The organism is Pararhizobium sp. DWP3-4, from assembly GCF_049898205.1.
GTDB lineage: Bacteria > Pseudomonadota > Alphaproteobacteria > Rhizobiales > Rhizobiaceae > Pararhizobium.
This window is the reverse complement of the sequence record NZ_JAFCXF010000004.1, coordinates 89,934-114,986: the sequence shown is the minus strand read 5'-3', so window position 1 is coordinate 114,986 and position 25,053 is coordinate 89,934. Positions and strand designations below refer to the sequence as shown.

32 protein-coding genes are annotated in these 25,053 nt (G+C 60.4%); 16 read left to right on the top strand and 16 right to left on the bottom strand.

The genetic code is table 11. The features are described from left to right. Nucleotides 1–140 precede the first annotated feature (140 nt). Nucleotides 141–356 (top strand): hypothetical protein, encoded by a 216-nt coding sequence (locus ACP7E6_RS12270; RefSeq protein ID WP_426230046.1) that lies wholly within the window; start codon nucleotides 141–143, stop codon nucleotides 354–356. 154 nt (nucleotides 357–510) lie between these two features. Here the strand turns inward: ACP7E6_RS12270 and ACP7E6_RS12265 are convergent, their stop codons facing one another. After that, entirely contained in the window at nucleotides 511–1,623 is a 1,113-nt protein-coding gene (locus tag ACP7E6_RS12265) for a pyridoxal phosphate-dependent aminotransferase (protein WP_426230326.1), read from the bottom strand. Between the two features lie 532 nt (nucleotides 1,624–2,155). Between ACP7E6_RS12265 and ACP7E6_RS12260 the strand changes: the two genes are divergently transcribed. From ACP7E6_RS12260 to aat, 5 genes are all read left to right on the top strand, one after another. Beyond that, nucleotides 2,156–2,923 (top strand): DsbA family protein, encoded by a 768-nt coding sequence (locus tag ACP7E6_RS12260; protein ID WP_426230045.1) that lies wholly within the window; start codon nucleotides 2,156–2,158, stop codon nucleotides 2,921–2,923. A 122-nt stretch (nucleotides 2,924–3,045) separates the two neighbouring features. Further along, entirely contained in the window at nucleotides 3,046–3,492 is a 447-nt protein-coding gene (gene aroQ / locus ACP7E6_RS12255; RefSeq protein WP_426230044.1) for a type II 3-dehydroquinate dehydratase, read from the top strand. Between the two features lie 22 nt (nucleotides 3,493–3,514). Beyond that, nucleotides 3,515–3,979, top strand: a complete 465-nt coding sequence (gene accB / locus ACP7E6_RS12250; protein ID WP_426123060.1) for an acetyl-CoA carboxylase biotin carboxyl carrier protein — start codon at nucleotides 3,515–3,517, stop codon at nucleotides 3,977–3,979. Between the two features lie 9 nt (nucleotides 3,980–3,988). Further along, on the top strand, nucleotides 3,989–5,332 hold the full coding sequence (accC, locus tag ACP7E6_RS12245; RefSeq protein ID WP_426230043.1) for an acetyl-CoA carboxylase biotin carboxylase subunit: 1,344 nt from the start codon (nucleotides 3,989–3,991) through the stop codon (nucleotides 5,330–5,332). Nucleotides 5,333–5,340: 8 nt separating this feature from the next. Next, the gene (gene aat / locus ACP7E6_RS12240; RefSeq protein ID WP_426230042.1) at nucleotides 5,341–5,955 is read left to right on the top strand and encodes a leucyl/phenylalanyl-tRNA--protein transferase; all 615 of its coding nucleotides are present in this window, start codon (nucleotides 5,341–5,343) and stop codon (nucleotides 5,953–5,955) included. A gap of 106 nt (nucleotides 5,956–6,061) precedes the next feature. On the opposite strand, the gene ACP7E6_RS12235 is transcribed toward aat, so the two are convergent. The 6 genes from ACP7E6_RS12235 to gatB all read right to left on the bottom strand — a co-directional run bounded on the left by ACP7E6_RS12235 (nucleotide 6,062) and on the right by gatB (nucleotide 10,238). Beyond that, nucleotides 6,062–6,451 carry a GNAT family N-acetyltransferase gene (locus ACP7E6_RS12235; protein ID WP_426230041.1) on the bottom strand — a complete coding sequence of 130 codons (390 nt, stop codon included), beginning with the start codon at nucleotides 6,449–6,451 and terminating at the stop codon, nucleotides 6,062–6,064. 16 nt (nucleotides 6,452–6,467) lie between these two features. Next, the gene (locus ACP7E6_RS12230; RefSeq protein WP_426230040.1) at nucleotides 6,468–6,920 is read right to left on the bottom strand and encodes a DUF2155 domain-containing protein; all 453 of its coding nucleotides are present in this window, start codon (nucleotides 6,918–6,920) and stop codon (nucleotides 6,468–6,470) included. 128 nt (nucleotides 6,921–7,048) lie between these two features. Next, nucleotides 7,049–7,444: an NADH:ubiquinone oxidoreductase subunit NDUFA12 gene (locus tag ACP7E6_RS12225; protein ID WP_426230039.1), complete on the bottom strand. Its 396-nt coding sequence runs from the start codon at nucleotides 7,442–7,444 to the stop codon at nucleotides 7,049–7,051. Between the two features lie 106 nt (nucleotides 7,445–7,550). Further along, on the bottom strand, nucleotides 7,551–8,036 hold the full coding sequence (locus ACP7E6_RS12220; protein WP_426230038.1) for a GNAT family N-acetyltransferase: 486 nt from the start codon (nucleotides 8,034–8,036) through the stop codon (nucleotides 7,551–7,553). 87 nt (nucleotides 8,037–8,123) lie between these two features. Beyond that, the gene (locus tag ACP7E6_RS12215) at nucleotides 8,124–8,609 is read right to left on the bottom strand and encodes a GNAT family N-acetyltransferase (RefSeq protein WP_426230037.1); all 486 of its coding nucleotides are present in this window, start codon (nucleotides 8,607–8,609) and stop codon (nucleotides 8,124–8,126) included. 126 nt (nucleotides 8,610–8,735) lie between these two features. Then, complete coding sequence (gatB, locus tag ACP7E6_RS12210; RefSeq protein ID WP_426230036.1) at nucleotides 8,736–10,238, bottom strand: Asp-tRNA(Asn)/Glu-tRNA(Gln) amidotransferase subunit GatB; 1,503 nt, start codon at nucleotides 10,236–10,238, stop codon at nucleotides 8,736–8,738. Between the two features lie 85 nt (nucleotides 10,239–10,323). Here gatB and ACP7E6_RS12205 point away from each other — a divergent pair, with 85 nt between their 5' ends. The 4 genes from ACP7E6_RS12205 to ACP7E6_RS12190 all read left to right on the top strand — a co-directional run bounded on the left by ACP7E6_RS12205 (nucleotide 10,324) and on the right by ACP7E6_RS12190 (nucleotide 12,664). Next, nucleotides 10,324–10,689, top strand: a complete 366-nt coding sequence (locus tag ACP7E6_RS12205) for a DUF1294 domain-containing protein (RefSeq protein WP_426230035.1) — start codon at nucleotides 10,324–10,326, stop codon at nucleotides 10,687–10,689. 70 nt (nucleotides 10,690–10,759) lie between these two features. Continuing rightward, nucleotides 10,760–11,212: an Rrf2 family transcriptional regulator gene (locus tag ACP7E6_RS12200; RefSeq protein ID WP_426230034.1), complete on the top strand. Its 453-nt coding sequence runs from the start codon at nucleotides 10,760–10,762 to the stop codon at nucleotides 11,210–11,212. Between the two features lie 94 nt (nucleotides 11,213–11,306). Then, complete coding sequence (locus ACP7E6_RS12195; protein ID WP_426230033.1) at nucleotides 11,307–12,212, top strand: NAD(P)/FAD-dependent oxidoreductase; 906 nt, start codon at nucleotides 11,307–11,309, stop codon at nucleotides 12,210–12,212. Nucleotides 12,213–12,406: 194 nt separating this feature from the next. After that, nucleotides 12,407–12,664: a YjhX family toxin gene (locus ACP7E6_RS12190; protein ID WP_426230032.1), complete on the top strand. Its 258-nt coding sequence runs from the start codon at nucleotides 12,407–12,409 to the stop codon at nucleotides 12,662–12,664. A 50-nt stretch (nucleotides 12,665–12,714) separates the two neighbouring features. Here ACP7E6_RS12190 and ACP7E6_RS12185 read toward each other — a convergent pair whose 3' ends face one another. The 5 genes from ACP7E6_RS12185 to ACP7E6_RS12165 all read right to left on the bottom strand — a co-directional run bounded on the left by ACP7E6_RS12185 (nucleotide 12,715) and on the right by ACP7E6_RS12165 (nucleotide 16,377). Continuing rightward, complete coding sequence (locus ACP7E6_RS12185; RefSeq protein ID WP_426230031.1) at nucleotides 12,715–13,224, bottom strand: GNAT family N-acetyltransferase; 510 nt, start codon at nucleotides 13,222–13,224, stop codon at nucleotides 12,715–12,717. A gap of 31 nt (nucleotides 13,225–13,255) precedes the next feature. Then, nucleotides 13,256–13,744: a GNAT family N-acetyltransferase gene (locus tag ACP7E6_RS12180; protein ID WP_426230030.1), complete on the bottom strand. Its 489-nt coding sequence runs from the start codon at nucleotides 13,742–13,744 to the stop codon at nucleotides 13,256–13,258. Nucleotides 13,745–13,767: 23 nt separating this feature from the next. After that, nucleotides 13,768–15,249 carry an Asp-tRNA(Asn)/Glu-tRNA(Gln) amidotransferase subunit GatA gene (gene gatA, locus ACP7E6_RS12175; protein WP_426230029.1) on the bottom strand — a complete coding sequence of 494 codons (1,482 nt, stop codon included), beginning with the start codon at nucleotides 15,247–15,249 and terminating at the stop codon, nucleotides 13,768–13,770. 50 nt (nucleotides 15,250–15,299) lie between these two features. Then, a complete protein-coding gene (gatC, locus tag ACP7E6_RS12170) occupies nucleotides 15,300–15,587 on the bottom strand; it encodes an Asp-tRNA(Asn)/Glu-tRNA(Gln) amidotransferase subunit GatC (protein WP_426230028.1) in 288 nt (95 codons plus the stop codon). An 85-nt stretch (nucleotides 15,588–15,672) separates the two neighbouring features. Beyond that, nucleotides 15,673–16,377 (bottom strand): metal-dependent hydrolase, encoded by a 705-nt coding sequence (locus tag ACP7E6_RS12165; protein ID WP_426230027.1) that lies wholly within the window; start codon nucleotides 16,375–16,377, stop codon nucleotides 15,673–15,675. A gap of 117 nt (nucleotides 16,378–16,494) precedes the next feature. On the opposite strand from ACP7E6_RS12165, the gene ruvX reads away from it, so the two are divergent. Then, entirely contained in the window at nucleotides 16,495–16,989 is a 495-nt protein-coding gene (ruvX, locus tag ACP7E6_RS12160) for a Holliday junction resolvase RuvX (protein WP_426123080.1), read from the top strand. On the opposite strand, the gene ACP7E6_RS12155 is transcribed toward ruvX, so the two are convergent. Next, nucleotides 16,926–17,270, bottom strand: a complete 345-nt coding sequence (locus ACP7E6_RS12155; protein ID WP_426230026.1) for a DUF6105 family protein — start codon at nucleotides 17,268–17,270, stop codon at nucleotides 16,926–16,928. The two genes, ruvX and ACP7E6_RS12155, sit on opposite strands and share 64 nt — an antisense overlap. Beyond that, complete coding sequence (locus ACP7E6_RS12150; RefSeq protein ID WP_426230025.1) at nucleotides 17,267–17,410, bottom strand: hypothetical protein; 144 nt, start codon at nucleotides 17,408–17,410, stop codon at nucleotides 17,267–17,269. Before ACP7E6_RS12150 ends, ACP7E6_RS12155 begins: the two co-directional genes overlap by 4 nt. 186 nt (nucleotides 17,411–17,596) lie before the next feature. Here ACP7E6_RS12150 and ACP7E6_RS12145 point away from each other — a divergent pair, with 186 nt between their 5' ends. After that, the gene (locus tag ACP7E6_RS12145; protein ID WP_426230024.1) at nucleotides 17,597–18,532 is read left to right on the top strand and encodes an AEC family transporter; all 936 of its coding nucleotides are present in this window, start codon (nucleotides 17,597–17,599) and stop codon (nucleotides 18,530–18,532) included. Here the strand turns inward: ACP7E6_RS12145 and ACP7E6_RS12140 are convergent. Beyond that, nucleotides 18,514–20,163 carry an acyl-CoA dehydrogenase family protein gene (locus ACP7E6_RS12140; protein ID WP_426230023.1) on the bottom strand — a complete coding sequence of 550 codons (1,650 nt, stop codon included), beginning with the start codon at nucleotides 20,161–20,163 and terminating at the stop codon, nucleotides 18,514–18,516. The two genes, ACP7E6_RS12145 and ACP7E6_RS12140, sit on opposite strands and share 19 nt — an antisense overlap. Before the next feature lie 199 nt (nucleotides 20,164–20,362). Here ACP7E6_RS12140 and ACP7E6_RS12135 point away from each other — a divergent pair, with 199 nt between their 5' ends. The 4 genes from ACP7E6_RS12135 (at nucleotide 20,363) to dprA (ending at nucleotide 24,541) form a co-directional block, all read left to right on the top strand. After that, entirely contained in the window at nucleotides 20,363–21,304 is a 942-nt protein-coding gene (locus ACP7E6_RS12135) for an aspartate carbamoyltransferase catalytic subunit (protein WP_426230022.1), read from the top strand. Then, nucleotides 21,301–22,590 carry a dihydroorotase gene (locus ACP7E6_RS12130; RefSeq protein ID WP_426230021.1) on the top strand — a complete coding sequence of 430 codons (1,290 nt, stop codon included), beginning with the start codon at nucleotides 21,301–21,303 and terminating at the stop codon, nucleotides 22,588–22,590. The genes ACP7E6_RS12135 and ACP7E6_RS12130 overlap by 4 nt, the downstream gene beginning before the upstream one ends. A 178-nt stretch (nucleotides 22,591–22,768) precedes the next feature. Further along, nucleotides 22,769–23,383 (top strand): glycerol-3-phosphate 1-O-acyltransferase PlsY, encoded by a 615-nt coding sequence (plsY, locus tag ACP7E6_RS12125; protein WP_426230020.1) that lies wholly within the window; start codon nucleotides 22,769–22,771, stop codon nucleotides 23,381–23,383. A gap of 6 nt (nucleotides 23,384–23,389) precedes the next feature. Beyond that, nucleotides 23,390–24,541, top strand: coding sequence for a DNA-processing protein DprA (dprA, locus tag ACP7E6_RS12120; RefSeq protein ID WP_426230019.1), 1,152 nt, complete (start codon nucleotides 23,390–23,392; stop codon nucleotides 24,539–24,541). Here dprA and ACP7E6_RS12115 read toward each other — a convergent pair. Beyond that, on the bottom strand, nucleotides 24,470–24,727 hold the full coding sequence (locus ACP7E6_RS12115; protein ID WP_426230018.1) for a hypothetical protein: 258 nt from the start codon (nucleotides 24,725–24,727) through the stop codon (nucleotides 24,470–24,472). The two genes, dprA and ACP7E6_RS12115, sit on opposite strands and share 72 nt — an antisense overlap. Nucleotides 24,728–25,053: the final 326 nt, after the last annotated feature.

Here is a 25,053-nt window from a genome sequence, read left to right as displayed (position 1 = left end):
AGGGAAAACCGGCCAAGCGATTGGCCGGTTTTTTCGTTTCAAGCCTGTTCCATAAGTAACTGCGTAAATACTGGAGCTGCGGCAGATTGTGCTTCGCTGGACGAGATGGGCTCGCCCGGCACCAGCCGGAGGAGGCAATCATGCGACGTTTCCTTGTCGCAGCGGCGCTCGTCGCCATTCCCGCCATTTCGCTTGCAGCCACACCCCAGGCCGGCAGCAATGGCCGCCAGCGGTACAATGACTTCTACTACAAGAGTTATGACACAGCTTTTGAACCGGTGTGTGTGATCAGGATAGTCCGCAAGACGGACGAGCAAGGCAACCCCACCATCCAGAAGGTCCGTATCTGCCGCTGAGGCAAACGGCTCGAAACGCGCCACAGGCATGCGCGTCCACTGTGGGCGCGCATGAAGCAACGGCTTATCGAACCTGTACCAGCTCCCAATCCGATTCACAGCTGTAACAGACCGAATCCGGAAACCCCTTTAACAGCCTGAGATCGCTACAGGATCACGCCAGCCAACGGGCAATTCGGTCCATTGCAATGATCATGTCAGCTTCTGCCCCCGCATAGGAAAACCGCATCGCGCGATGCCCTTCGACAGGATCGAAATCCAGCCCCGGCGTTGCTGCCACATTGATCTCGGCCAGCATCTTGCGGGCAAAATTCATGCTGTCATTGGTGAAGCGGCTGACGTCGGCATAGGCGTAGAAAGCGCCATCCATCGGCGAAGCGATGGTAAAACCGATCTCCGGCAGGCGCTTCAGCAGAAGATCACGATTGGCGGCATAGGATGCCTTGTAGACATCCAGTTCCACCTCGCAGCCGAGCGCTGCTTCCGCCGCGATTTGCGACAGTTCCGGCGGCGAAATATATAGGCTCTGGGCGATCCGCTCGAAGGCGCGAACCTGGTTCTCCGGCAGGATCATCCAGCCGATCCGCCAGCCAGTCATGCAATAATATTTCGAGAACGAGTTGATGATGACCGCTTCATCGGTCACCGCCAGCGCCGTCGTCTCCTCGCCGGCAAAAGTCAGGCCATGATAGATTTCGTCCGAGATGAAGGCAATATTATTGTCATGGCAATAGTCGGCAAGCGCCTTCAGCCCTGCCCTGCCGGTCACCGTGCCTGTCGGATTGGCCGGGCTGGCGAGCAGAACGCCGTCCAACCGTTTGCCGGCTTTTACCGCCGCGGCTTCCAGGCTTTGCGGCGTCAGTGTGAAGCCGCTTTCCGCATCCGCCTCGACCTCGACGACACTCATACCGAGAGCTGTCAGGATGTTGCGGTAGGCCGGGTAGCCCGGCCGGGCGATGGCAACACAATCGCCGGGATCAAACAGCGCCAGGAAAGCCAGATTGAAGCCGGCCGATGATCCCGTCGTTACGGCAACGCGTTGCGGATCGATATCGATGCCATAGCGCGCTCGATAATGCCGGGCGATCGCGATTCTGAGCGATGCAGTTCCCAGTGCATCGGTATAGCCAAGGCGGCCATGGCCAAGGGCGGTTCGTGCGGCATCCAGTGCCGCCTTGGGCGCTGGATGGCTCGGCTGGCCGACAGCCATCGAGATCACCGGGTAACCGGCCTGGCGGCGCTTGGTGGCCTCGGCCAGAACATCCATGGCGTGAAACGGTTCGACGGAACTGCGGGCGGACAGAGGCTTCAACGGCACATCCTCGATGTTTTCGACGTGACAGGCATGTGCCTGATCGCAAAGGGCTTCACAAGTGCGCGAGCGCCGCATTTCCGCCGATTTTGCGGTTTCGTTTGGCGCCGCGCCACCCTATGGTCGGCGACGATATCTGTTGTCCTTCAAACAAGCCTGTTGACGCGGCCTTAGAGCCTCGTACCATAAATGAGGCACATTCTGTTGTCTCAAATCGGCCGATCCACCAGAAGGATGGCGCGGAGCGATGCCGATCCATCGGTCAAGCCATTCGACGCAGTGGGCGGCCGATTTCAGGCAACCCGGAGGGCCGGATGCTTTTTTGTCAGGAAAAGGGCTTTTGTCTCGGACGTACCGTCTGGTATGCCCTTCGACAAAAGCCCTTTTCCTGACAAAAAATCCTTCCGGCAGAATGCGCCTCATTTATGGTACGAGGCTCTAACACTTGAACGACAGACTGCAGCAACGAAAGACAACGAGGACCATCATGGCATTCAACGTTCGCAAGATCATCGCCGCTTCGCTCATCCTTTTGACGGCGAGTGCTGCTACCTCTCCGGCAGCCTACGCGCTGGATGCCAAGCAGAAGCAGGAAATCGGCGATTTCATCAAGGAATACCTCGTCGCCAATCCGGAAATCCTTCTCGAAGCCCAGCAGTCGCTGAAGAAGAAGCAGGCCGACGAGCAGTCGGCGCAGGCGCAGGCTGCCATTACAGACAATGAAAAGGCGATCTTCGAGTCGCCCTATGACGTGACGCTTGGAAATCCGAATGGCAATGTGACCATCGTCGAATTCTACGACTACAATTGCGGCTACTGCAAACGCGCTTTGTCGGACATGGAAACCATTCTGGAAAAGGACAAGAACGTCCGTTTCGTCCTGAAGGAACTGCCGATCCTCGGACCGGATTCGATGGCCGCCCACAAGGTCAGCACCGCCTTCCGCGCCATCGCACCGGAAAAATACGGTGACTTCCATCGCGCCCTTTTGGGCGGCGAGGACCGCGCCAACGAGGAAACGGCGATGGCCGTGGCCACCGGTCTTGGCGTGACTGAGGCCGACCTGCGTAAGAAGATGGCTGAAAACACCCAGGACGACGCCGTCAAGGAGGTCTACACGCTTGCCAACGATCTCGGCATTACCGGCACGCCGTCCTACGTGATCGGCAAGGAAGCCGTTTATGGCGCCGTCGGCGCGGAAGAAATTGAAACCAAGGTCACCAACGTCCGTACCTGCGGCAAGACCGTCTGCTAAGTTCCATTTTTGGGTAAGCGGCGCGTTATGGCTTGTGGACAAATGCCGAGGGGGGCCAAAGGGCTTTTCCTCGGCAGTTCGCCGGTCTATAGGTAGCGCTCGATTATCGGACCGGATCCCTTATGCCATCGACCATTTTCGTGCTGAACGGCCCCAACCTCAACGCGCTCGGCAAACGCGAGCCCGGTATTTATGGAGGCCAGACGCTGGCCGACATCGAGGCAATGTGTGTCGAGCATGGCAATACGCTCGGTCTCAACGTCGTCTGCCGCCAGAGCAATCATGAAGGCGATCTCGTCGACTGGTTCCACGAGGCAGGCAGCGTAGCGCAGGGCATCGCCATCAATGCCGGCGCCTACACCCACACATCGATCGCATTGCACGATGCGGCAAAGGCGATCGGCATTCCGGTCGTCGAAGTGCATCTCTCCAATGTTCATGCCCGCGAGGAATTCCGGCACAAATCGATGCTGGCACCCGCCGCAAAAGGCGTGATCTGCGGCTTTGGCGCCGACAGTTACATTCTGGCGCTCAATGCGCTAAAGACACTCACACAACAGACGAAATAAAAAGAACACGAGGCTCATATCCATGGCTGACAAGAAACCCGGCATCGACCAGTCGCTGATCCGCGATCTCGCCAACATTCTGAACGAAACCGATCTCACCGAAATCGAAGTGGAACAGGATGACCTGCGTATCCGCGTTTCCCGCGCCGGTACGCCGCAATACGTGTCCGCTCCTGTTCCGGTCGCCGCACCGGTCCAGGCCGCTTCGGCCGGCGTTTCTGCGATCTCCGCTGCAGAAACCGCACGGGCGTCCAAGAACGCGCTGACCGCACCAATGGTCGGCACGGCTTATCTGTCGCCTGCTCCCGGCTCGCGCCCCTTCGTGGAAGTCGGCGCCACCGTCAAGGAAGGCCAGACGATCCTGATCATCGAAGCCATGAAGACGATGAACCAGATCCCGGCGCCCCGCTCCGGCAAGGTTACCGAAATCCTCGTTGAAGACGGCGCACCGGTCGAGTACGGCGAAGCGCTTGTCGTCATCGAATAGGCCGAGCAAATGATTTCAAAGATCCTCATCGCCAATCGCGGCGAAATCGCCCTTCGGGTGCTGCGCGCCTGCAAGGAACTCGGCATCGCCACCGTCGCGGTTCATTCGACCGCCGACGCCAACGCGATGCATGTGCGGCTTGCCGACGAGAGCGTCTGCATCGGCCCGCCGCCCTCGCGCGACAGCTATCTCAACATCCACCAGATCGTTGCTGCCTGCGAGATTACCGGCGCCGATGCCGTGCATCCGGGCTACGGCTTTCTGTCCGAAAATGCCAAGTTCGCCGATATCCTCGACGCCCATGGCATCACCTTCATCGGACCGACCGCCGATCACATCCGCATCATGGGTGACAAGATCACGGCCAAGGAAACCGCCAAGTCGCTTGGCATTCCGGTCGTTCCCGGTTCGGCCGGTGAAGTGTTACCGGAAAATGCGCTTGAGATCGCCCGCGAAATCGGCTTCCCCGTGCTGATCAAGGCCACCGCCGGTGGCGGCGGACGCGGCATGAAGGTGGCGAAGAACGAGGAAGAACTGTCCGAGGCGGTTTCCACAGCACGTTCAGAAGCGCTTGCCGCTTTCGGCAACGACGCCGTCTACATGGAAAAGTATCTCAGCAAGCCACGCCATATCGAAGTTCAGGTCGTTGGCGACGGCGAAGGCAATGCCATTCACCTCGGCGAACGTGACTGCTCTTTGCAGCGCCGCCACCAGAAGGTCTGGGAAGAAGCCAATTCGCCGGCCCTCAATGTCGAGCAGCGGATGAAGATCGGCGAAATCTGCGCCGATGCCATGCGCAAGCTGAAATACCGCGGCGCCGGCACGATCGAGTTTCTCTACGAAAATGGCGAGTTCTTCTTCATCGAGATGAACACCCGCCTGCAGGTCGAGCATCCGATCACCGAAGCCATCACCGGCATCGACCTGGTGCACGAGCAGATCCGCGTCGCTTCCGGCGGCGGTCTGTCGGTGACGCAGGACGAGATCGTCTTTTCCGGTCATGCCATCGAATGCCGCATCAATGCCGAGGATCCGCGCACTTTCGTGCCGTCGCCCGGCACGATCACGCATTTCCATGCGCCTGGCGGTCTCGGTGTTCGCGTCGATTCTGGCGTCTATCAGGGCTACAAGATTCCGCCCTACTACGACAGCCTGATCGGCAAGCTGATCGTGCACGGACGCACCCGCGTCGAATGCATGATGCGGCTGCGCCGCGTGCTCGATGAATTCGTCATCGACGGCATCAAGACGACCTTGCCTCTGTTCCAAGACCTGATCAACAATCAGGACATCGCCAACGGCGACTACGACATCCATTGGCTGGAAAACTATCTGGCCCAGTCGGCCGAATGAGGTTTTGAATGAAGGGGACCCGCAGCAGGCAGCCGGATATTACACCGGATTTGCTGTTGCGGGCCTATTCCATCGGCCTATTCCCGATGGCCGACAGCGCTGACGATCCCGAACTGTTCTGGGTCGAGCCTGAATTGCGCGGCATTATCCCGCTCGACGATTTCCACATTTCCAAAAGCCTGGCCAAGACGATCCGGCGCGCGCCTTTCGATATCCGGTACGACACGGCCTTCGAAAAGGTCATGGACGGATGCGCCGCCCCTGCCCCGGACCGCCCGACCACCTGGATCAACGCCAAGATCCGCTCGCTCTACACGACGCTGCACAGCATGGGCCACGCACATTGCGTGGAAGCGTGGGAGGGTGACGAACTGGTGGGCGGTCTCTACGGCGTCTCGCTCGGCTCGGCGTTCTTCGGCGAAAGCATGTTTTCACGCCGCACGGATGCCTCGAAGATCTGCCTCGTGCATCTGGTCGAGCGGCTGCGCAAACAGGGCTTTGTCCTGCTCGACACGCAGTTCACCACCGAACACTTGAAAAATTTTGGCGCAATCGATGTACCCAAGTCGCGCTATGAAAAGATGCTGGCACGGGCGATTGCAACGCCGCATCTGAAGTTTTGATACGCAGGCTCGCGTCACTGCGGTGGCGAGCGTCACTCATGACACCGCAACACACGCACGGCCCCTCATCCGGCTAAGGGACAACCCTGCGCAAAAAACCCGAGCTTTATCGCAGTTTCATGAGACCCGCTTCGGTCTTTCTGAAACCGCAATTGCGATAAAACGCGGCCAGATGCGCTTCGAAATCGACATGCAGCCAAAGCGCTCCCCGCTCGCGGGCGAGCGTTTCGGCTGCCTTCACCAAGCGGGTCGCGATACCCATGCGGCGCTTGGCGGGATGCACGCAAGTGTCGAGAATGAAGGCGTGGATACCGCCGTCCCAGGCGACGTTGACGAAACCGATCAGATGACCATCGTCATAGGCGCCGACATGAGCAAGGCTTCGCGGCAGGATGCCCGAAAAATCTCTCGGCGTGTGTTCGCCCCAGGCTGCTGCCCACAGCGCGTTCAGCTGGTCGTTCGGGGGAAACGGATCGGTGCGGATTTCGATGGTCAACGCGATCCTTAAAGCATTACTGCTTGGCTGCGGAATCCGGAGGCGGCAGGTCGGACTTGGCCTTGCAGCTGTTCAACCAGACGTCATAGACGGGATGCTCGACGGCGTTCAGGCCGGGGCTGTCGGCAAACATCCAGCCGGTGAAGATGCGGCGGATCTTGCGGTCGAGTGTGATTTCGTCGACTTCGACAAACGTGTCGGTCTTCGGCGCTTCGGTCTCGTCGCGGCTGTAACAGACGCGCGGCGTCACCTGCAGTGCGCCGAACTGGACGGTCTCGCCGATATAGACATCGAAGGTGGTGATGCGACCGGTGATCTTGTCGATACCGGAAAAAACGGCAACCGGGTTGGTGATCCTTGCTGCGTCGGCAGACGTCATCATCGAAAGAACGGCGGTACCGGCAATCGCGAACAGCGAGGCTGCCGCAAACATCCGGCGCTTTGAAATTCGCAGACTTGAAACTACCATTCTAACGCCCGTCTCCCGCGCAATCCCCGGCCAAGGTGCCGGGCATCAGGCGCTAAACATCAAATGTGGCCGAGGCATGGTGCCTGCGGTGCAATCAACAATCCCGAAGACCTGTTTGCAAATCCGGTTCAGGAGCGTGGCGTCCAGGCATCATAGTCGCCGGTAACGCGCGGACGCTCGCCGGTGGCATTGATCGAGCCCGGCGGCCGGTAGGCCTGGGCAGAACCGGTGCCGTTCGGCTGATGCGGCTTCTGCCACTCGCGCGCATTGTAGCTCTCGTCGGCCGGCGACACGTCGGTACGGTGGTGCATCCAGCCGTGCCAGCCCGGTGGGATGGCGGAGGCATCGGCATAACCGTTATAGATCACCCAGCGGCGCGTGCGGCCCTCGGAATCAGTGCCGCCCTGATAGTAGACATTGCCGGCCGCATCTTCGCCCACTCTTTTGCCGAAGCGCCAGGTGTGAAAGCGGGTGCCGATCGTCTGTCCATTCCACCAGGTAAAAATCTGCAGCAGAGACTTCATGATGTCCGTCCTTGGCCGCGCCAAATAACGCGCGGGATATCCTTGAGTACTGCTCCGCTTATGCCGCGCAGCCTGCCGCTTGTCCAGTGATTCCGTGGCAACGCCGCTATTTCAACCGAATCTTGAAACCGAGATGGGAGGGCTCGAACCCGACCCGCTCATAGAACCGGTGGGCATCAAGGCGCTGCTTGTTGGAGCTCAGCTGCACCTTGGAAAGACCTTGCGCACGGGCCGTATCGATAGCGAACCGCATCATCGTCTCGCCGATCCCCCTGCCGCGCATGTCCTTCCGGGTCTGCACGGCCTCGATCAGCAGGTTGGAGCTACCCCGGCCGGACAACGTCGTCAGGATCGTGGTCTGGAACGTACCGACCACCGCACCATCGACCTCGGCGACATACAGCGTCTCATTGGGTGTGGCGATGATGCGCTCAAAAGCCGCGAGATAGTCGGCAAAGGCATCCGGCGCAGTGGTGTCGCCGTGACCACCGAGCATATCGGAGGCGAACAGGGCGATGATCTCGGTGAGATCTTCGCGGTTTGCCTGCCTGATCGATACATTCAGTGTTGGGGGTAGTTTTGGTGCGTGCATGTCTTCCGATTCCCGTTTTCTGACCGTGGCTTGCCAGCGGATGAAGAAGGAAATGTGACAGCAGCGCGCGCGAGAACCAACGCAACCTCAGTCCAGAGGCTTTTCCATCACGATCGTTGCAATGCCCCAGGTCGCAGCCCCAACGCCTGCCCTGACGAAGCCATGCGCGTCATAGAAGCCGATAGCCTTAGCGTTGTTCTCCTCGACCTCGACCCGCATCGTGCCCGCATAGGGAAAGCAGGTTTCGAGTTCGGCAAAAATATCGCGGGCAATTCCCTGCCGCTGAAACTGCGGCAGGACGTAGAGCTGGTGCAGCACCGCCGTTTCATGCAGCGTTTCGGACATCGAGGCAAAGCCCATGCCGCCGATCAGCTTGCCATCGTCGGCGACCAAGAATTCGCCATTCTTGCGCTGAAGATTGGCCTTCAGCGCCGTCACGGAATGCCACTTGGCGGTCATCTCGTTGATCTTCTCGGCACCGTATTGCGCGTCATAAGTCGCATGCGCGGTCTCACCGAGAAGCGCCGAGACTTTCGCCAGATCGCGCTCGGTGGCTGTGCGGACGAAGAACATTTTTTGGGCCTTTCAATCGCAATTCCGGACGGAAAACCGTTTCACACTTTTCCTGGAATTGCTCAGTCCTCGATTTTCAATCGCAATTCCGGACGGAAAACCGTTTCACACTTTTCCTGGAATTGCTCAGTCCTCGATGCCGAGCTTGGCCTTGACCAGCGCCTGCACCGCCTGCGGGTTGGCCTTGCCGCCGGTCGACTTGATCACCTGGCCGACGAACCAGCCGGCAAGCGAGGGCTTGGCCTGAACCTTGGCGACCTGATCGGGGTTGGCGGCGATGATTTCGTCGACAGCCTTTTCGATGGCGCCGGTATCGGTCACCTGCTTCATGCCACGGCTTTCGACAAGTTCAGCCGGGTCGCCGCCTTCGGTCCAGACGATTTCGAACAGGTCCTTGGCGATCTTGCCGGAGATCACTTCCGACTTGATGAGGTCGAGAATGCCGCCGAGCTGGGCGGGGGAAACCGGAGTCTCTTCAATGGCTTTGCCGGCTTTATTCAAGGCACCGAGCAGGTCGTTGATGACCCAGTTGGCGGCAATCTTGCCATCGCGGCCAGCAGCCACGGCCTCGAAATAATCGGCAATCGCTTTTTCCGACACCAGCACGGATGCGTCATAGATCGACAAACCGAGACCGCGCACGAAGCGCTCCTTCTTGTCGTCAGGCAGTTCCGGCAGATCGGCCTTCAGCGCTTCGACGAAGGCGTCGTCGAATTCGAGCGGCAACAGGTCCGGATCGGGGAAATAGCGGTAGTCATGCGCGTCTTCCTTCGAGCGCATCGAGCGGGTCTCGCCCTTGCCCGGGTCGAACAGGCGGGTTTCCTGGTCGATCGAACCACCATCCTCTAGAATACCGATCTGGCGGCGGGCTTCGTATTCGATCGCCTGGCCGATGAAACGGATGGAATTGACGTTCTTGATTTCACAGCGCGTGCCAAAATCTTCGCCCGGGCGGCGTACGGAGACGTTGACGTCGGCGCGTAAAGAGCCTTCGTCCATATTGCCGTCGCAGGTGCCGAGGTAACGCACGATCGACCGCAGCTTGGTGACATAGGCCTTGGCTTCATCGGACGAGCGCATGTCGGGCTTGGAGACGATTTCCATCAGCGCCACGCCGGAGCGGTTCAAATCGACATAGGACATGGTCGAGCTCTGGTCGTGCATCGACTTGCCTGCATCCTGTTCCAGATGCAGCCGCTCGATGCCGATTTCGATATCCTCGAACTGGCCCTGACGATCCGGGCCGACCGAAATGACGATCTGGCCCTCGCCGACGATCGGATCCTTGAACTGGGAAATCTGGTAGCCCTGCGGCAGGTCCGGATAGAAATAGTTCTTGCGGTCGAAGATCGAGCGCTTGTTGATCTGCGCCTTCAGGCCGAGACCCGTGCGCACCGCCTGCTTGACGCATTCCTCGTTGATGACGGGCAGCATGCCGGGCATCGCCGCATCGACCAGCGAGACGTTGGAGTTCGGTGCATTGCCGAATGTCGTCGAGGCACCTGAAAACAGCTTCGAATTGCTCGTCACCTGGGCATGGACTTCCAGGCCGATGATGACTTCCCAATCGCCAGTGGCGCCGGGAATATAGCGTTTCGGTTCTGAGATGCGGACGTCGACGAGGGTCATGGAATGCTCTTCTTTAAGCTTCAATTCGTGTGTCTCTGGGTAGAACAATTGGCTATGGCGTGCAAGGCTTGTCGCGGGCGAGACCATGGAAACCCTCCGAAGTCAGCTTGTTTGCAGTCCTTTCAGATTTGCCTGGCAAAATGAAACCATGACAACAAGCCAGACCATCATTCTGATCATTCTGCTGATCAACATCATAACCTTCTGCACCTTCTGGTGGGACAAGGACGCGGCGCGCGAAGGTCATTGGCGCGTACCGGAAAGCAGACTACTCGGCCTCGCGCTAATTGGCGGCAGCCTTGGTGCGATCGCGGGACAACAACTGCTTCGTCACAAAACCCGGAAAGAACCCTTCCGCACCGAACTCCTGCTGATCGTTACGATTCATATCGCCGCGCTTACGGCGTGGCTTTCAGCGCCCCTGTGGCTTCCGCACGTTCTCGCCAAGTAATGACGAAGGTCTGTCTTGAACGTCCTATTCCGGCTTGACGTGCAGGGTGATTCGTAACTATTGTTATTACATGAAAAGAAACAGCCGCCTTTCCGCAGTGCTGCACGCATTGCTGCACATGGCAGAACGCGAACGCCCGATGACATCGGACGAGCTCGCCCTCTGCCTCCACACCAATCCCGTCGTCGTCCGGCGCACCATGGCCGGGCTGCGCGAGGCAGGCCTTGTCACCTCCGGCCGTGGCCATGGCGGCGGCTGGAGGCTGGCCCGGCCACTGGAAGACGTCACCATGCGCGACATCTATGCGGCGCTGGGCGAGCCGATGCTGTTCCAGATGGGCAATGTCAGCGAAAGCCCGGGCTGCCTGGTCGAACAGGCCGTCAACCACGCGCTCGACGATGCTTTTCGCGATGCGGAGGCCATGCTGATTGCGCGCCTCGGACAAGTGACGCTGGCCACGCTTGCCGACGATTTCAAGCGGCGCTTTGCCGAACACAGGGCCGCGCTGAAACAGCCCGGCTGAAACACAGCCCGGCTAACATCCCTATCAACACTGATGTCTCCCCAATCCGGTTTCTCATGAACTTTCGGATGGCGGAGCTATGGAAGGAACGACCATGCAACAGGATGCAATCATCATCGGCGGCGGCTTTGCCGGACTGTCGGCCGCCTATATTCTCGCCCGTGCCCGGCGGCATGTCACCATCATCGACAGCGGCACGCCGCGCAACCGGTTCGCCGCCCATTCCCACGGCGTGCTGGGGCTCGACGGCAAATCAGGACTGGAGATCCTTACCGATGCACGCGCCCAGCTTGCTGCCTACCCTACGGTAACCTTCGTCGAGGGCGAGGCTGACGCTGCGGAAGGCGTACTCGACGACTTCCATGTCAGCGTCGCTGGGCACGGCTCGATTGCTGCCCGGCGATTGCTTCTGGCCAGCGGCGTCGAAGACCGCCTGCCCGATATTCCAGGCCTTTCCGAGCGCTGGGGCAAGACCGTGCTTCATTGCCCCTATTGTCACGGCTATGAAATCGGCGGCGGGCCGATCGGCGTCCTGGCGACACAGCCGATGTCGGCGCATCAGGCGGCAGTCGTTGCCGACTGGGGCGATGTCACCCTGTTTACCAACGGCATGCCGGAGCCGGACGAAGAGACACTTGCCCTTCTCGAGAGGCGTAACGTAACCCTCCAGCCCGGCACGGTCAGCATTATAGAGACCGGTACCTGCGATATGCTCCGGGTTCGGCTGGAGAACGGCCGCACTTTTGACGTCAAAGCACTGTTCGTCGCAGCCGAACTGCATATGCGCGGCACGATCGCCGAAAGCCTCGGCTGCGCCCTGCAGGAGACCCCTGCCGGAAAAATCCTTACTACCGATGCGGTCAAAGCGACCAGTGTCGCCGGGGTCTATGCCGCCGGCGACAATGCTCGCGCCTTCGGCAACATCACGCTCGTTTCCGCCGATGGCGTCATGGCCGGCCTCGGCATACATCAGTCGCTGATGTTCGCATCGCATTCTTGACGGCGCTGCCATCCTTCGCTTAAAAACGACCGTCCTTATGGAGTTTTGATGTTTTCTATATCCGAGATTGCCTGAAGGCCCTGCCTGCAAAAGTCTTTTGCGGGCACGGGCCGGAAAACGAAGCCCTGACGTTCGACTGAACGGCAGACCCGTTTTCATGCGTTCACGCGAACGCTTTTCGGATCTCAACATCAATGGACATTTCACGCGAAGAACAGCGTATTCTACACCTCATGGCCCAAGGCGGCCGCATCGAAATCCTCCGCCTGGACGGCAAGACCATCGACAGCGCTCGATGCTTCACCCGCGACGGCTGGCTTTATCCCGGCTTCGGCCTCGATATGTTTCGTAAACTGAAACGGAAGAAGGCAATCTCGTCATCCGGCGGCAAGCCCTACCGGATTACCCAACGCGGCCTTGTTCTCGTGCGCTCGCAGCTGAACAACTGCTAACAAAACAAAGCCGGCGGGACCGTTCAGTCGGTCTCGCCGGTTTTTCGCATTCAGAACCAGTGCTCATCGTTATGGACTGCAGGCTCTCCCAGCATTTTCGTCATGCCGACCGATTCGACATCCCGGTCGAGTTTTGGAGCATAGGCCGTCGACAGCGAACTGATCGCATATCCGTGCTTGCGGAAAAACCCGATGGCCTTGTCATTCTGCGCATGCGTCCGAATGATGGCGGCCTCGAAACCGTCAGCCAGAATTCTGTGCTCCAGATCGGCAAGCAGCGATGAGCCGAGACCGTTTCTCTGCAGCGATGGCTCTATCCAAAGATCGGATATCGTGCCGTCCTCATCCTCGCGCGCCGCCCAACCGGCCACCACGCCGCTGATTTCAACGACGCTGACCGAAAACCAGTTCGATCTGAGAAAGGACAGGAACGACAATTCGGCAACGCGGCGCATCGCCTTCGCATCGGCAACGCCGGAAACGGCTTTCTCCCAGGCATCAAGCCCGATCGTGGCAAGTTCTGGAACTTCGTGTTCGCGCGCAAGGCGGACGATGATCATGCAGCGGTCCCCTTCCGCAGCAAGTAGAGCATCATAGGATCGATTTTTCCAGACGCACCTTGGCCTGGTCCAGACCGAGCGACGGAGAAAAATCCGTGCCTTGCCAGACCTCGGTAAAACCGAGCTTTTTGTAGAGGGAAAGAGCCGGATCGTTGGCCGCATCGGTCTCGATGCTGGCGACACCCAGATTTTCAAAGTACATGCGGGAAAGAAGCTTGCCGATCAGCGCCGAGCCGATGCCCTTGCCCTGCCAGTGCGGAGCGATCCAGATATCGGAAATATAATCCCAGCCGCGGGACCGGTCGCCGGGATGTTCGCGGCTGTCGCGAGCGCCCCAGCCAATCACTTCATTGGCCGCAACGGCGACCAGGACTTCGGCGTCCGGCCGTCCGGCAAATGTCAGAAAGCTGTCTTCAACGCGCGTTTCGACGGTGGGCTCAAACCAGTTCTGGTGAATGCGGTTGGATTTCCAGGCCTCAAATCCGATCAGCGCGACTGCCCCGGTGTCCGCGGCAGTCATATTGCGAAGGCGGAAGGCCGTTTCTACCACCACTTGACCGGCTGGAATTTTCCGGCGGCCTGCTCGATGACATGCGCTGTCTTGAACAGCGTTTCCTCCTCGAACGGCTTGCCGATCAGCTGCAGACCGAGCGGCAGACCCTTGTGGTCGAGACCGGCGGGAACGGCGATACCCGGAAGGCCTGCCATGTTGACCGTCACCGTGAAGATGTCGTTGAGGTACATCTTGACCGGATCGGATGCCAGGTCCTCGTCGGCAATGCCGAAGGCGGAGGACGGCGTGGCGGGCGTCAGGATCGCATCGACACCGGCATGGAAGGCCAGTTCGAAGTCGCGCTTGATCAGCGTGCGGACCTTCTGGGCCTGCAGGTAATAGGCGTCGTAATAGCCGGCCGACAGCACATAGGTGCCGATCATGATGCGGCGCTTGACCTCGGTGCCGAAGCCGGAAGCGCGGGTTTTTTCGTACATGTCGGCAATGTCCTTGCCATCGACGCGCAGGCCGTAGCGGACGCCGTCATAGCGGGCCAGGTTGGACGAGGCTTCGGCGGGTGCGACGATATAATAGGCCGGAAGCGCGTATTTGGTGTGCGGCAGGCTGATATCGACGATTTCGGCACCGGCGTCCTTCAGCCAGGCAATGCCTTGGCTCCAGAGGGTTTCGATTTCTTCCGGCATGCCGTCGACGCGATATTCCTTCGGAATGCCGATCTTCATGCCCTTCAGCGACTGGCCGAGCGACGCCTCATAGTCCGGCACCGGCAGATCGACCGAGGTCGTGTCCTTGGCATCGACCGACGCCATCGATTTCAACAGGATGGCCGCATCGCGCACGTCGCGGGCGATCGGACCGGCCTGATCGAGCGACGACGCAAATGCGACGATGCCCCAGCGCGAGCAGCGGCCATAGGTCGGCTTGATGCCGACGGTGCCGGTAAAGGCTGCCGGCTGGCGGATCGAGCCGCCGGTATCGGTGGCCGTGGCACCGGCGCAGAGGAACGCCGCAACGGCAGCTGCCGAACCGCCGGAAGAGCCGCCCGGAACCAGATCGAGGTTCGAGCCGGTGGCGCGCCAGGGGTTTTTCACCGGGCCATAATAGGAGCTCTCATTCGACGAGCCCATAGCGAACTCGTCCATGTTGAGCTTGCCGAGCATGACGGCGCCGTCGTTCCAGAGGTTCTGGGTGACGGTGGATTCGTAACGCGGCTTGAAACCGTCGAGAATGTGGCTGCAGGCCTGGGTATGGATGCCTTCCGTGCCGAACAGATCCTTGATCCCGAGCGGAATGCCTTCGAGCGCACCGGCCTTGCCGCTGGCGATGCGGGCATCCGATGCCTTGGCCATCTCGCGGGCCTTGTCCGGCGTGGTGACGACATAGGCATTCAGCGCACCGTTGGCCGCGTCGATCGCGCCGATATAGGCTTCCGTCAGTTCGACGGCGGAGATTTCCTTGGAGCTCAGCTTTGTGCGCGCTTCAGCGATGGTCAGGCGGGTCAGGTCGGTCATGGGCAGGCTTTCAAAATCGGGTGCGTTCGGGCGGCGGCAGCGGCAAAGGCTTATTCGACAACCTTCGGGACGAGGAAGAAATTGCGATCCTCGTTCGGCGCATTGGCGACGATATCGCCGGCCTTGTTGCCATCGGTCACCGCATCGACGCGCTTCTTCATTGCCATCGGGGTCACCGATGTCATCGGCTCGACTCCATCGACATCGACCTCGGAAAGCTGCTCGACGAAACCGAGGATGCCGTTCAGTTCGCCAGTCATGCGCAGCACTTCCTCTTCGGTGACGGCAATGCGGGCAAGGCGCGCGACGCGCTTCACGGTGGCGAGGTCTACGGACATGGGTGTCTCCGGTCTTCAAGGAACTTTCCCCCGCTATAATAGCCGCAGTGCTGCCACGCAACGGGGGAATGCAAACGCAAGCCGCTTAGACGGCAACAATACCGCCGACTGCCGGCGCTTCCACCTTCGCTGAAGCGCCGTCCATGCCTGTGATGAACAGCTCCGGCGTCTGGTCGATAATGCCGAACGAGCCGTAGTGGCAAGGAAGCACGGTTGCGAACTTGAAGAAGCGCTGGCAGGCCAGGGCTGCCACGGCACCGCCCATGGTGAACCGGTCGCCGATCGGCACGAGGCCGATTTCCGGCTGGTGCAGTTCGTGGATCAGCGCCATGTCCGAGAAGATGTCGGTATCGCCCATATGATAAAGCGTCGGCTCATCCTCGAAATGCAGGACGAGGCCGTTGGCGTTGCCGAGCGAGTGCGACACGCCGTCCTCGGTCAGCTGCGCCGAGGAATGCAGCGCGTTGACGAAGGTGGTGGAAAAGCCGTCGAGATGGATGGTGCCGCCGGTATTGCCCATTTCGATCGCCAGAACGCCCTTAGAGCCCAGCCATGCGGCGAGATCGGCATTGGCAACGACGGTCGCGCCGGTTTCCTTGGCCAGCGTAATCGTATCGCCGACATGGTCGCCATGGCCGTGGGTGAGGAGAATATGGGTGAGCCCGGCGGCGGCATCCTTGCGCAAGGATTCGTCGAAGGATGGATTGCCGGTGAAAAAGGGGTCGATGAGGATTTTCGATTTGGCGGTTTCCAGATGGAACGCGGAATGTCCGAGCCACTTGATCTTCATGACAATACTCCTTGATTTATGGCGGGGTGATTTGGGATTTATGGCGGGGATGATTTGGCGGCAGGATAGGGATATGGATCACCCGAGTAATCCTAAAAGACCGAATCGGCAAATCACATGGCTGTTCTCAGCATCGAAGATCTCGCATCCGCCCTCCTGCCCAGTCAGGCCATCGCCGGGCTTGATCTCGGCACCAAGACGATCGGCATTTCGGTGTCCGATCTCGGACGGCGGTTCGCCACGCCGCGCGCAGTGATCAAGCGGGTCAAGTTCGGGCTGGACGCGCAGGCGCTGCTTGCGATGGCCGAGAAGGAAAAGATCGCCGCCTTCATTATCGGCCTGCCGATCAACATGGATGGTTCGGCCGGTCCGCGCGCGCAGGCGACCCGGGCTTTCGTGCACAACATGGCGCAGAAAACGGAGCTGCCGTTCATCTACTGGGACGAACGACTGTCCACCGTGGCGGCCGAGCGGGTGCTGATCGAGATGGATGTCTCGAGAAAAAAGCGGGCGGACCGGATCGATTCGGCCGCCGCCTCCTTCATTCTTCAGGGCGCGCTGGACAGGTTGGCATCCTTGGCGAAGGCCGCAGCCACAGATTCGGACGGCTGAGCCGGCGGAAACCGCTTGTTGTACCAGACGCGGATTTCACGGCGCTTGCGGTAGGCGATGATGGCAAACACCAGCAGGCTGTCGAAGGCGATGGCGCGAGCGACCAGCGGCGGAATGGTTTCCGGCGGAATGCCGAGCACATTGCCATAGATGGTAAAGACCAGATCATGTGCCTGACGCGTCAGCATGAAGATGCCGAAACTCATATCGTAATAGGATAGGCCGTACCAGCCGGTGAGCAGGATGACCGGGCACGCCCAGAGGATCAGGAACCACTTCATGCTGCTCTCCCCTCCACCAATGCGCCATACTTGAACTGCGCCGACAACCGATCCAGAGCGAGCAAGCTCACAAGGATGACAGCCGGAACCGCCAGATCGAGCGCGAGGCTCGCAAAAAACATCGTCATGATGATGATCAAGCCAGTTCTCACCGAACGTGCTCCATTTCGCAAAACGTTAAAAAACTCTTCACGTCCACTCTTGCCCGTTAACCTTGAGGGCGCAACGTAAACCATTTGTTAAGGTTAATTTCCGCGTGGCGCGGTTGCCGCGCTGTGGACAAGCGTCTATCGGTGGCCTCTCTCCATGCGTTCAGGCCTTCCCCCATGACGATCATCTTCGAAAGCATCCTGCCGATCTTCCTGCTGGTTTCGCTGGGTGTCTGGCTGAAGCGTTCATCGCTGGTCGATAATACACTGTGGGAAGGACTGGAGCAGCTCGGCTATTATATCCTGTTCCCTGCCCTGTTGTTTTCGACACTGGCAACGGCCGATTTTGCCGGCATGAAGACCGATTCGACCGCGCTCGCGACGATCGGCAGCATTACATTGATGTCGGCAGCCTTGCTGCTCCTCTGGCCATTGCTGCGCGCCCGTCACGTCTCGCCCGCCGCTTTCACCTCGATTTTTCAGACGGCAACGCGCTGGAACGGTTTCATGGCGCTGGCCATCGCCCAGAAACTCTATGGCCCGCTCGGTCTCAGCCTGACGGCGCTGGTGATGACCTTGGTGATCATCCCCATCAATCTCTACAATATCGGCGTGCTGATCGGCTTCAACGGCGAACCGAAGGGTCTGCGGTTCTTCGTCTTCAAGATCGCCACCAATCCGCTGATCGTCGCTTCGGTGCTCGGGATCGTGCTGAATTTCTTTCGGGTTCCCGTCTACGAGCCGCTGCTGACCGCAGTCGAGATGTTGGCCAGCGCCTCGCTCAGCCTTGGGCTGGTCATGGTCGGGGCCGGGCTGAAGGTCTCGGACGCGCTGCGGCCAAGTTTGGTTGCCCTGCTCGCGGTGTTTCTGAAACTGATCGTCATGCCGGTGTTCATGGTCGGCACCGCCTATCTGCTCGGTATTCGTGGCGATGCGCTGCTGGTGATCGCCCTTGGCGCCAGTGTGCCGACTGCGATGAACGGATATCTACTTGCCAAGCAGATGGGAGGCGACGCGCCGCTCTATGCTGCGGTCGCCACCATCCAGACAGTCGTGTCGTTCTTTACCATTCCACTGGTTCTAACCGTGACCGGCTATATCGCCGCCGGATAGAGCAGATCGACGATATAGGCGGAATCAAAGCGCGAATCGAGCATGCCATAGGTCGAGCGCCAGCCGGCGGCCAACCGCGACTCAAGGAACGCATCGGCAATCCGCCCTGCCCCCAGCCGGTAGAGTTCGGCAGCAGCAGCAGCCAGCGCCAACTGTTCGACCAGCATCCGGGCTGCCCCTTCGTCGCGCTCGCACAACGACATCGCCGCTCTCAGAACATCGACGGTCTTCTTGGCGGATGGGCCGAGATCGCGGCTGATCACCTGGAACAGCAGTTCGAATAGGTCCTTGCCACGGGTCAGGACCCGCAGCACGTCGAGCGCCATGACGTTGCCGGAGCCTTCCCAGATCGCATTGACCGGTGCCTCGCGATAATGCCGGGCGATCGGGCGTTCCTCGACATAGCCGCTGCCGCCGATGCACTCCATCGCCTCGGCGATCAGCGCCGGCGCAATCTTGCAGCTCCAGTATTTGGCAACCGGCGTCATGATCCGCGCGTAAGCGGCGTCTTCGGCGCTGTCGCGCGCCCTGTCGAAGGCTTCGGCAAGACGGAACGACAATGCGCTGGCAGCGGCAACATCGAGCGCCATGTCGGCCAGAACCCGGGTCATCATCGGCTGCGCCACCAGCGGCTTGCCTGAGACCTTGCGGCCGCGCACATGGTGCACGGCTTCGGCCAGCGACGCGCGCATCATGCCGGCGGAGGCCAACGAGCAATCGAGGCGCGTCAGCGTCACCATGTCGAGGATGGTGCGGATGCCGGCATCGGGCGAACCGAGCACGAAGCCGAACGTATCGGAGAACTCGACTTCGGAGGAGGCATTCGAGCGGTTGCCGAGCTTGTCCTTCAGCCGCTGGAAGCGCAGGCCATTGGCCGAGCCGTCTTCGAGAAGCCGCGGAACAAGGAAACAACCGAGACCGTCACGGGTCTGAGCCAGCATCACGAAGGCATCGCTCATCGGCGCCGACATGAACCATTTGTGGCCGTTCAGCCGGTAGATGCCCTCGCCTACCCGCTCGGCGGTCGAGGTATTGGCGCGCACATCCGTGCCGCCCTGCTTTTCCGTCATGCCCATGCCGATTGTGACGGACGCTTTCTGCATCCATGGCCGGTTGGACGAATCATACTTCCGCGATAGGATTTTTGGCGCCCATTCCTTCTGGACGGCCGGCGACGCAGAGATCGCAGCCACCGAGGCGCTGGTCATGGTCAGCGGGCAGAGATGGCCGCATTCGAGCTGCGCCGTCAGGTAGAAGCGCAGGGCGCGAGCCTTGTGCGAGCGGCCACGTTCGTCGGCAATGTTTTCCCAGGCAGACGCGTGCAGGCCCGATGTCACCGAGCGGCGCATCAGCGCGTGCCAGGCGGGGTGGAATTCGACGACGTCGAGCCGCTCGCCGCGCGGCCCATGGGTGCGCAGCTTCGGCAGGCCCTCGTTGGCCATGCGCGCCAGATCCTGCGCCTCGGGCGAGGTCACGTAACGGCCGATCGTCTCGAAATCGTCGCGCAGGGGACGCGGCATCGACGCGGCGATATCGACCAGCAATGGGTCGGAGCGGAAGGCATTGATCCCCGACCAGGGTTTCGGCTGGTTCAGATCGGCGAATTTCTGTTCGGTGCGGTTCAGAGTCATGCCGCGTTTCTAACCCAAGTCCCTATGCTTAGGAACAGGATGGGTACGGGATAAATGCCGCTTCCCGCAACAATTTGCGCGCGGTGCGTTATCGCCACAAAAGCGTGGGGATGTCACGGGTTTGCGCAGCGTTTGCCTTGCCGGGTGGCGCTGCAGTCATTATAGACCCACGCAACTTCACAAAATGAGGCGGCTCCCCATGGATTTCTTTCCGCATCGCCACCTGCTCGGCATCAAGGGCCTGAATGAACAGGACATCACGCTCCTGCTCGACCGGGCCGACGAAGCCGTCAAGATTTCCCGCCAGCGAGAAAAGAAGACCACCACGCTGCGCGGACTGACGCAGATCAACCTGTTCTTCGAAGCCTCGACCCGGACGCAATCCTCCTTCGAACTCGCCGGCAAACGGCTCGGCGCCGACGTGATGAACATGTCGGTCAGCAACTCCTCGGTGAAGAAGGGCGAAACACTGATCGATACGGCGATGACGCTGAACGCCATGCATCCGGACGTTCTGATCGTGCGCCATTCGTCTGCCGGCGCCGCCGCGCTGCTGGCTCAAAAAGTCTCCTGCTCCGTCGTCAATGCCGGAGACGGCCAGCACGAGCATCCGACCCAGGCGCTGCTCGACGCGCTGACCATCCGCCGCGCCAAGGGCAAGCTGTCGCGCATCATCGTCGCCATCTGCGGCGACGTTTTGCATTCGCGTGTTGCCCGCTCCAATATCCTGCTCCTCAACCAGATGGGCGCCCGCGTCCGTGTCGTCGCTCCGGCAACCCTCCTCCCCTCCGGCATCGCCGACATGGGCGCCGAGGTCTACCACTCGATGGAAGAAGGCCTGAAGGATGCCGATGTGGTGATGATGCTGCGCCTGCAGCGCGAGCGCATGGCCGGCTCGTTCGTGCCTTCGGTGCGCGAATATTTCCGCTATTACGGCCTCGACGCCGAAAAACTGAAAGCTGCCAAGGACGACGCGCTCGTCATGCATCCCGGCCCGATGAACCGCGGCGTCGAGATAGCTTCCGAGATCGCCGACGGACCGCAAAGCGTCATCGAGCAGCAGGTTGAAATGGGGGTTGCGGTGCGCATGGCCGTGATGGAGACGCTTCTTCTTTCGCAGAACCAGGGGCCACGCACATGAGCAACGCCCTCGTCCTGAAAAACCTGCGCATCATCGACCCCTCGCGTAACCTCGATGAAACCGGCGATATCATCGTCGAAAACGGCGTCATCGTTGCCGCCGGACCGTCTGCCCAGAACCAGGGCATTCCCGAAGGCGCCGAAATCAAGGACTGCACCGGCCTCGTTGCCGTGCCCGGCCTGGTCGATGCCCGCGTTTTCGTCGGCGAGCCCGGTGGCGAGTATCGCGAAACCATCGAATCCGCATCACGGGCTGCGGCCGCCGGTGGTGTCACCTCGATCATCACCATGCCCGATACCGATCCCGTCATCGACGATATCGCGCTGGTGCAGTTCGTCCAGAAGACGGCGCGCGACAAGGCGCTGATCAATGTCTATCCGGCGGCAGCGCTGACCAAGCATCTCGACGGTGAAGAGATGACAGAGTTCGGCCTGCTGCGCGAAGCCGGCGCCGTCTGCTTCACCAATGGCCGCCGCCCGGTGCACGACACGCTCGTCCTTCGCCGCGCCATGACCTATGCCCGCGAATTCGGCGCCGTCATCTCGCTCGAAACCCGCGACAAATATCTCGGTGCCGATGGCGTCATGAACGAAGGGCTGCTCGCCAGCTGGCTTGGCCTCTCCGGCGTGCCGCGCGAAGCCGAAATCATTCCGCTGGAGCGCGACCTGCGCATCGCCGGACTGACCAAGGGCGCTTATCACGCCGCAAAAATCTCGCTGCCGGAATCGGCCGAAGCCATCGCCACGGCCCGCAAACGTGGCGCCAACGTCACTTGCGGCATCTCGATCAATCATCTGATATTGAACGAGAACGATATCGGCGAATACCGCACCTTCTTCAAGCTGTCGCCGCCGCTGCGTGGCGAAGACGATCGCGTCGCGATGGTTGAGGCTCTGGCCAACGGCACGATCGACATCATCGTTTCGTCGCACGATCCGCAGGACGTCGATACTAAGCGCCTGCCGTTTGCCGATGCCGCCGACGGCGCGATCGGGCTGGAGACCTTGCTGGCTGCCGCCTTGCGCCTGCACCACAGCGGCACCGTGCCCCTGATGCGCCTGATCGATGCAATGTCGACACGGCCCGCCCAGATCTTCGGGCTCGATGCCGGCACGCTGAAACCCGGCGCCAAGGCCGACATCACGCTGATCGATCTGGAAGAGCCCTGGATTTTCGGCAAGGACGCGATCGTCTCCCGCTCGAAAAACACGCCGTTCGAAAATGCCCGCTTTACCGGCCGGGCCGTTCAAACCTATGTTGCGGGAAAACTGGTCTATTCGCTGTAATCAAGCGACGGAGCTGCCCCTCATCCGCCCCTACTTGTTTGAGAACAAGGGCGGGCACCCTCTCCCCGCAAGCAGGGAGAGGGATTTGCGGCAAGCTTCGTCGTCCCCTCGCCCCACATCCGGGTGAGGGTGAGGGTAAGGGGCAATATCCGCCGAGGCGGAATTGGGGAGGCAATAGGTGTCTGACATATTTTCCTGGCAACTCGGGCTGGCGCTGACGGCCGGTGCCGCAATCTTCGGCTATTTGCTCGGCTCCATCCCCTTCGGCCTGATCCTCACCCGCATGGCCGGGCTGGGCGATGTGCGCAAGATCGGCTCCGGCAATATCGGCGCGACCAATGTGCTGCGCACCGGCAACAAGAAGCTGGCTGCCGCGACATTGCTGCTCGATGCCCTGAAGGGAACTGCCGCTGCGGCCATTGCCTCACGCTGGGGCATCGAGGCCGGTATTGCCGCCGGTTTCGCCGCATTCCTCGGGCATCTCTATCCCGTCTGGCTCGGATTCAAGGGCGGCAAGGGCATTGCGACCTATATCGGCGTGCTGCTCGGGCTGGCCCCGATCATGGTTCTTCTGTTTGCCGCAATCTGGCTCACGCTTGCCAAGCTCACCCGTTATTCCTCGCTCTCGGCGCTGGTTGCAACGCTTATCGTTCCGGTTGTATTGTTGGCAGCGGGATACGGAAAGATCGGTCTGCTGTTCGTGGTGATGAGCATCATCACCTGGATCAAGCACCGGGCAAATATCCAGCGGCTTTTGGCCGGCACGGAAGGCCGGATCGGGGAAAAGGGATAGGCAATTATGTCGAGCGACGGCGCAGGACGAAACGGGATTGCGCTTTCGGAACGACAAAGAATAGCCTGGCTGAGGCTGATCCGCAGTGACAATGTCGGCCCGGCAACCTTCCGCGATCTGATCAATCATTTCGGCTCGGCTGAAACCGCGCTTGCGATGTTGCCCGAACTGTCACGGCGCGGCGGCTCGACCCGGGCAATCCGCATCGCCTCTATGGAAGAAGCCGAAAAAGAACTCGCTGCCGCCCACCGGTTCGGCGCACGCTTCATCGGCATCGGCGAACCGGATTATCCGCCGGCCCTGCGCCAGATCGACGGCGCCCCGCCGCTGCTCGCCGTCAAGGGCAACTCCAACATCGGCACCGTTCCGTCCCTCGGCATCGTCGGTTCGCGCAATGCCTCGATCAGCGGCACGAAATTCGCTGCCATGATCGCCCGCGACGTCGGGCGCGCCGGATACTCCATCATATCCGGGCTTGCACGCGGCATCGATACGGCGGCACACCGCGCCAGCCTGGAGACGGGGACGATCGCGGCGCTAGCCGGCGGTTTGGACCAGCCCTATCCGCCCGAAAATATCGGCCTGCTGGACGACATCACCGAAGGCAATGGTCTGGCAATCAGCGAAATGCCGTTCGGCTGGGAGCCGCGCGCCCGCGATTTCCCGCGCCGCAACCGGTTGATTGCCGGTGTCAGCCTCGGCCTTGCAGTCGTTGAAGCGGCCTCCCGGTCAGGATCCCTGATCACAGCCCGCTATGCCGCCGATTTCGGCAGGCTCGTTTTTGCAGTACCCGGCTCGCCGCTCGATCCGCGCTGTCATGGCACCAATGGCCTTTTGAAGGATGGTGCGATCGTTACGACAGAGGCACAGGATATCTTGCAGGCGCTCGCACCGCTCAGCCGTATCGACCTGTTTTCGCCACCGCAGGCGGAGGAACCGGGCGAACATGATGCCGGGCCGATGGCGCCGCCGCCGAATGAGAACGATCGTATGCGGATCACTGACGCGCTCGGGCCGACGCCCGTCGAGATCGACGATATCATTCGCCACACCGGCCTTTCCGCATCAGCCGTCTATCTTGTGCTTTTAGAATTGGACCTTGCCGGACGGCTTCACCGGCATCCCGGCGGCCTTGTTTCCCTCAGCATTGGAGAATGACAGCTGTCTTTTCCCGGACAGGATGTCGCCGGCTTCGACAAAAGCCATTTCGATCAGGTAGCACAGCATATCGGCACCCTCGTTGGCGGCGACGCCACGGAGCTCTCCAAGCATATGCCGGATATAGGCGACCTTTTCGCGGGCCTGTGCTTCTTTCCTGCCGGCCCCGGTTGAATTCGGAATCATCGGTTTTCCCTGTGGTGCATTCAAAATCCGCCCATAGACAGGCACGCATTGGTCGAGCGGAACGCCATACAACACCGTTCGGTCGTGTTGGCTGCCAGCTCAAGGAAAGGCTCCGGAAGCACCGCTTTCCGCCATTACCCCGGGAGATGAAAACTACACTTCAAAGACGATATCGCATTTATCTTTAATTGCAATATGCACGTAATCCCTTATAGGTTGTATCTCGTTGTGGCGGCTTATTTTAGACCGAGCACTTGACCGCAGACGAATCCCTGTCCATGTCGGGGCATCGATATTTCCCATTGTGCCGCCTCTCCCCGGCCTGG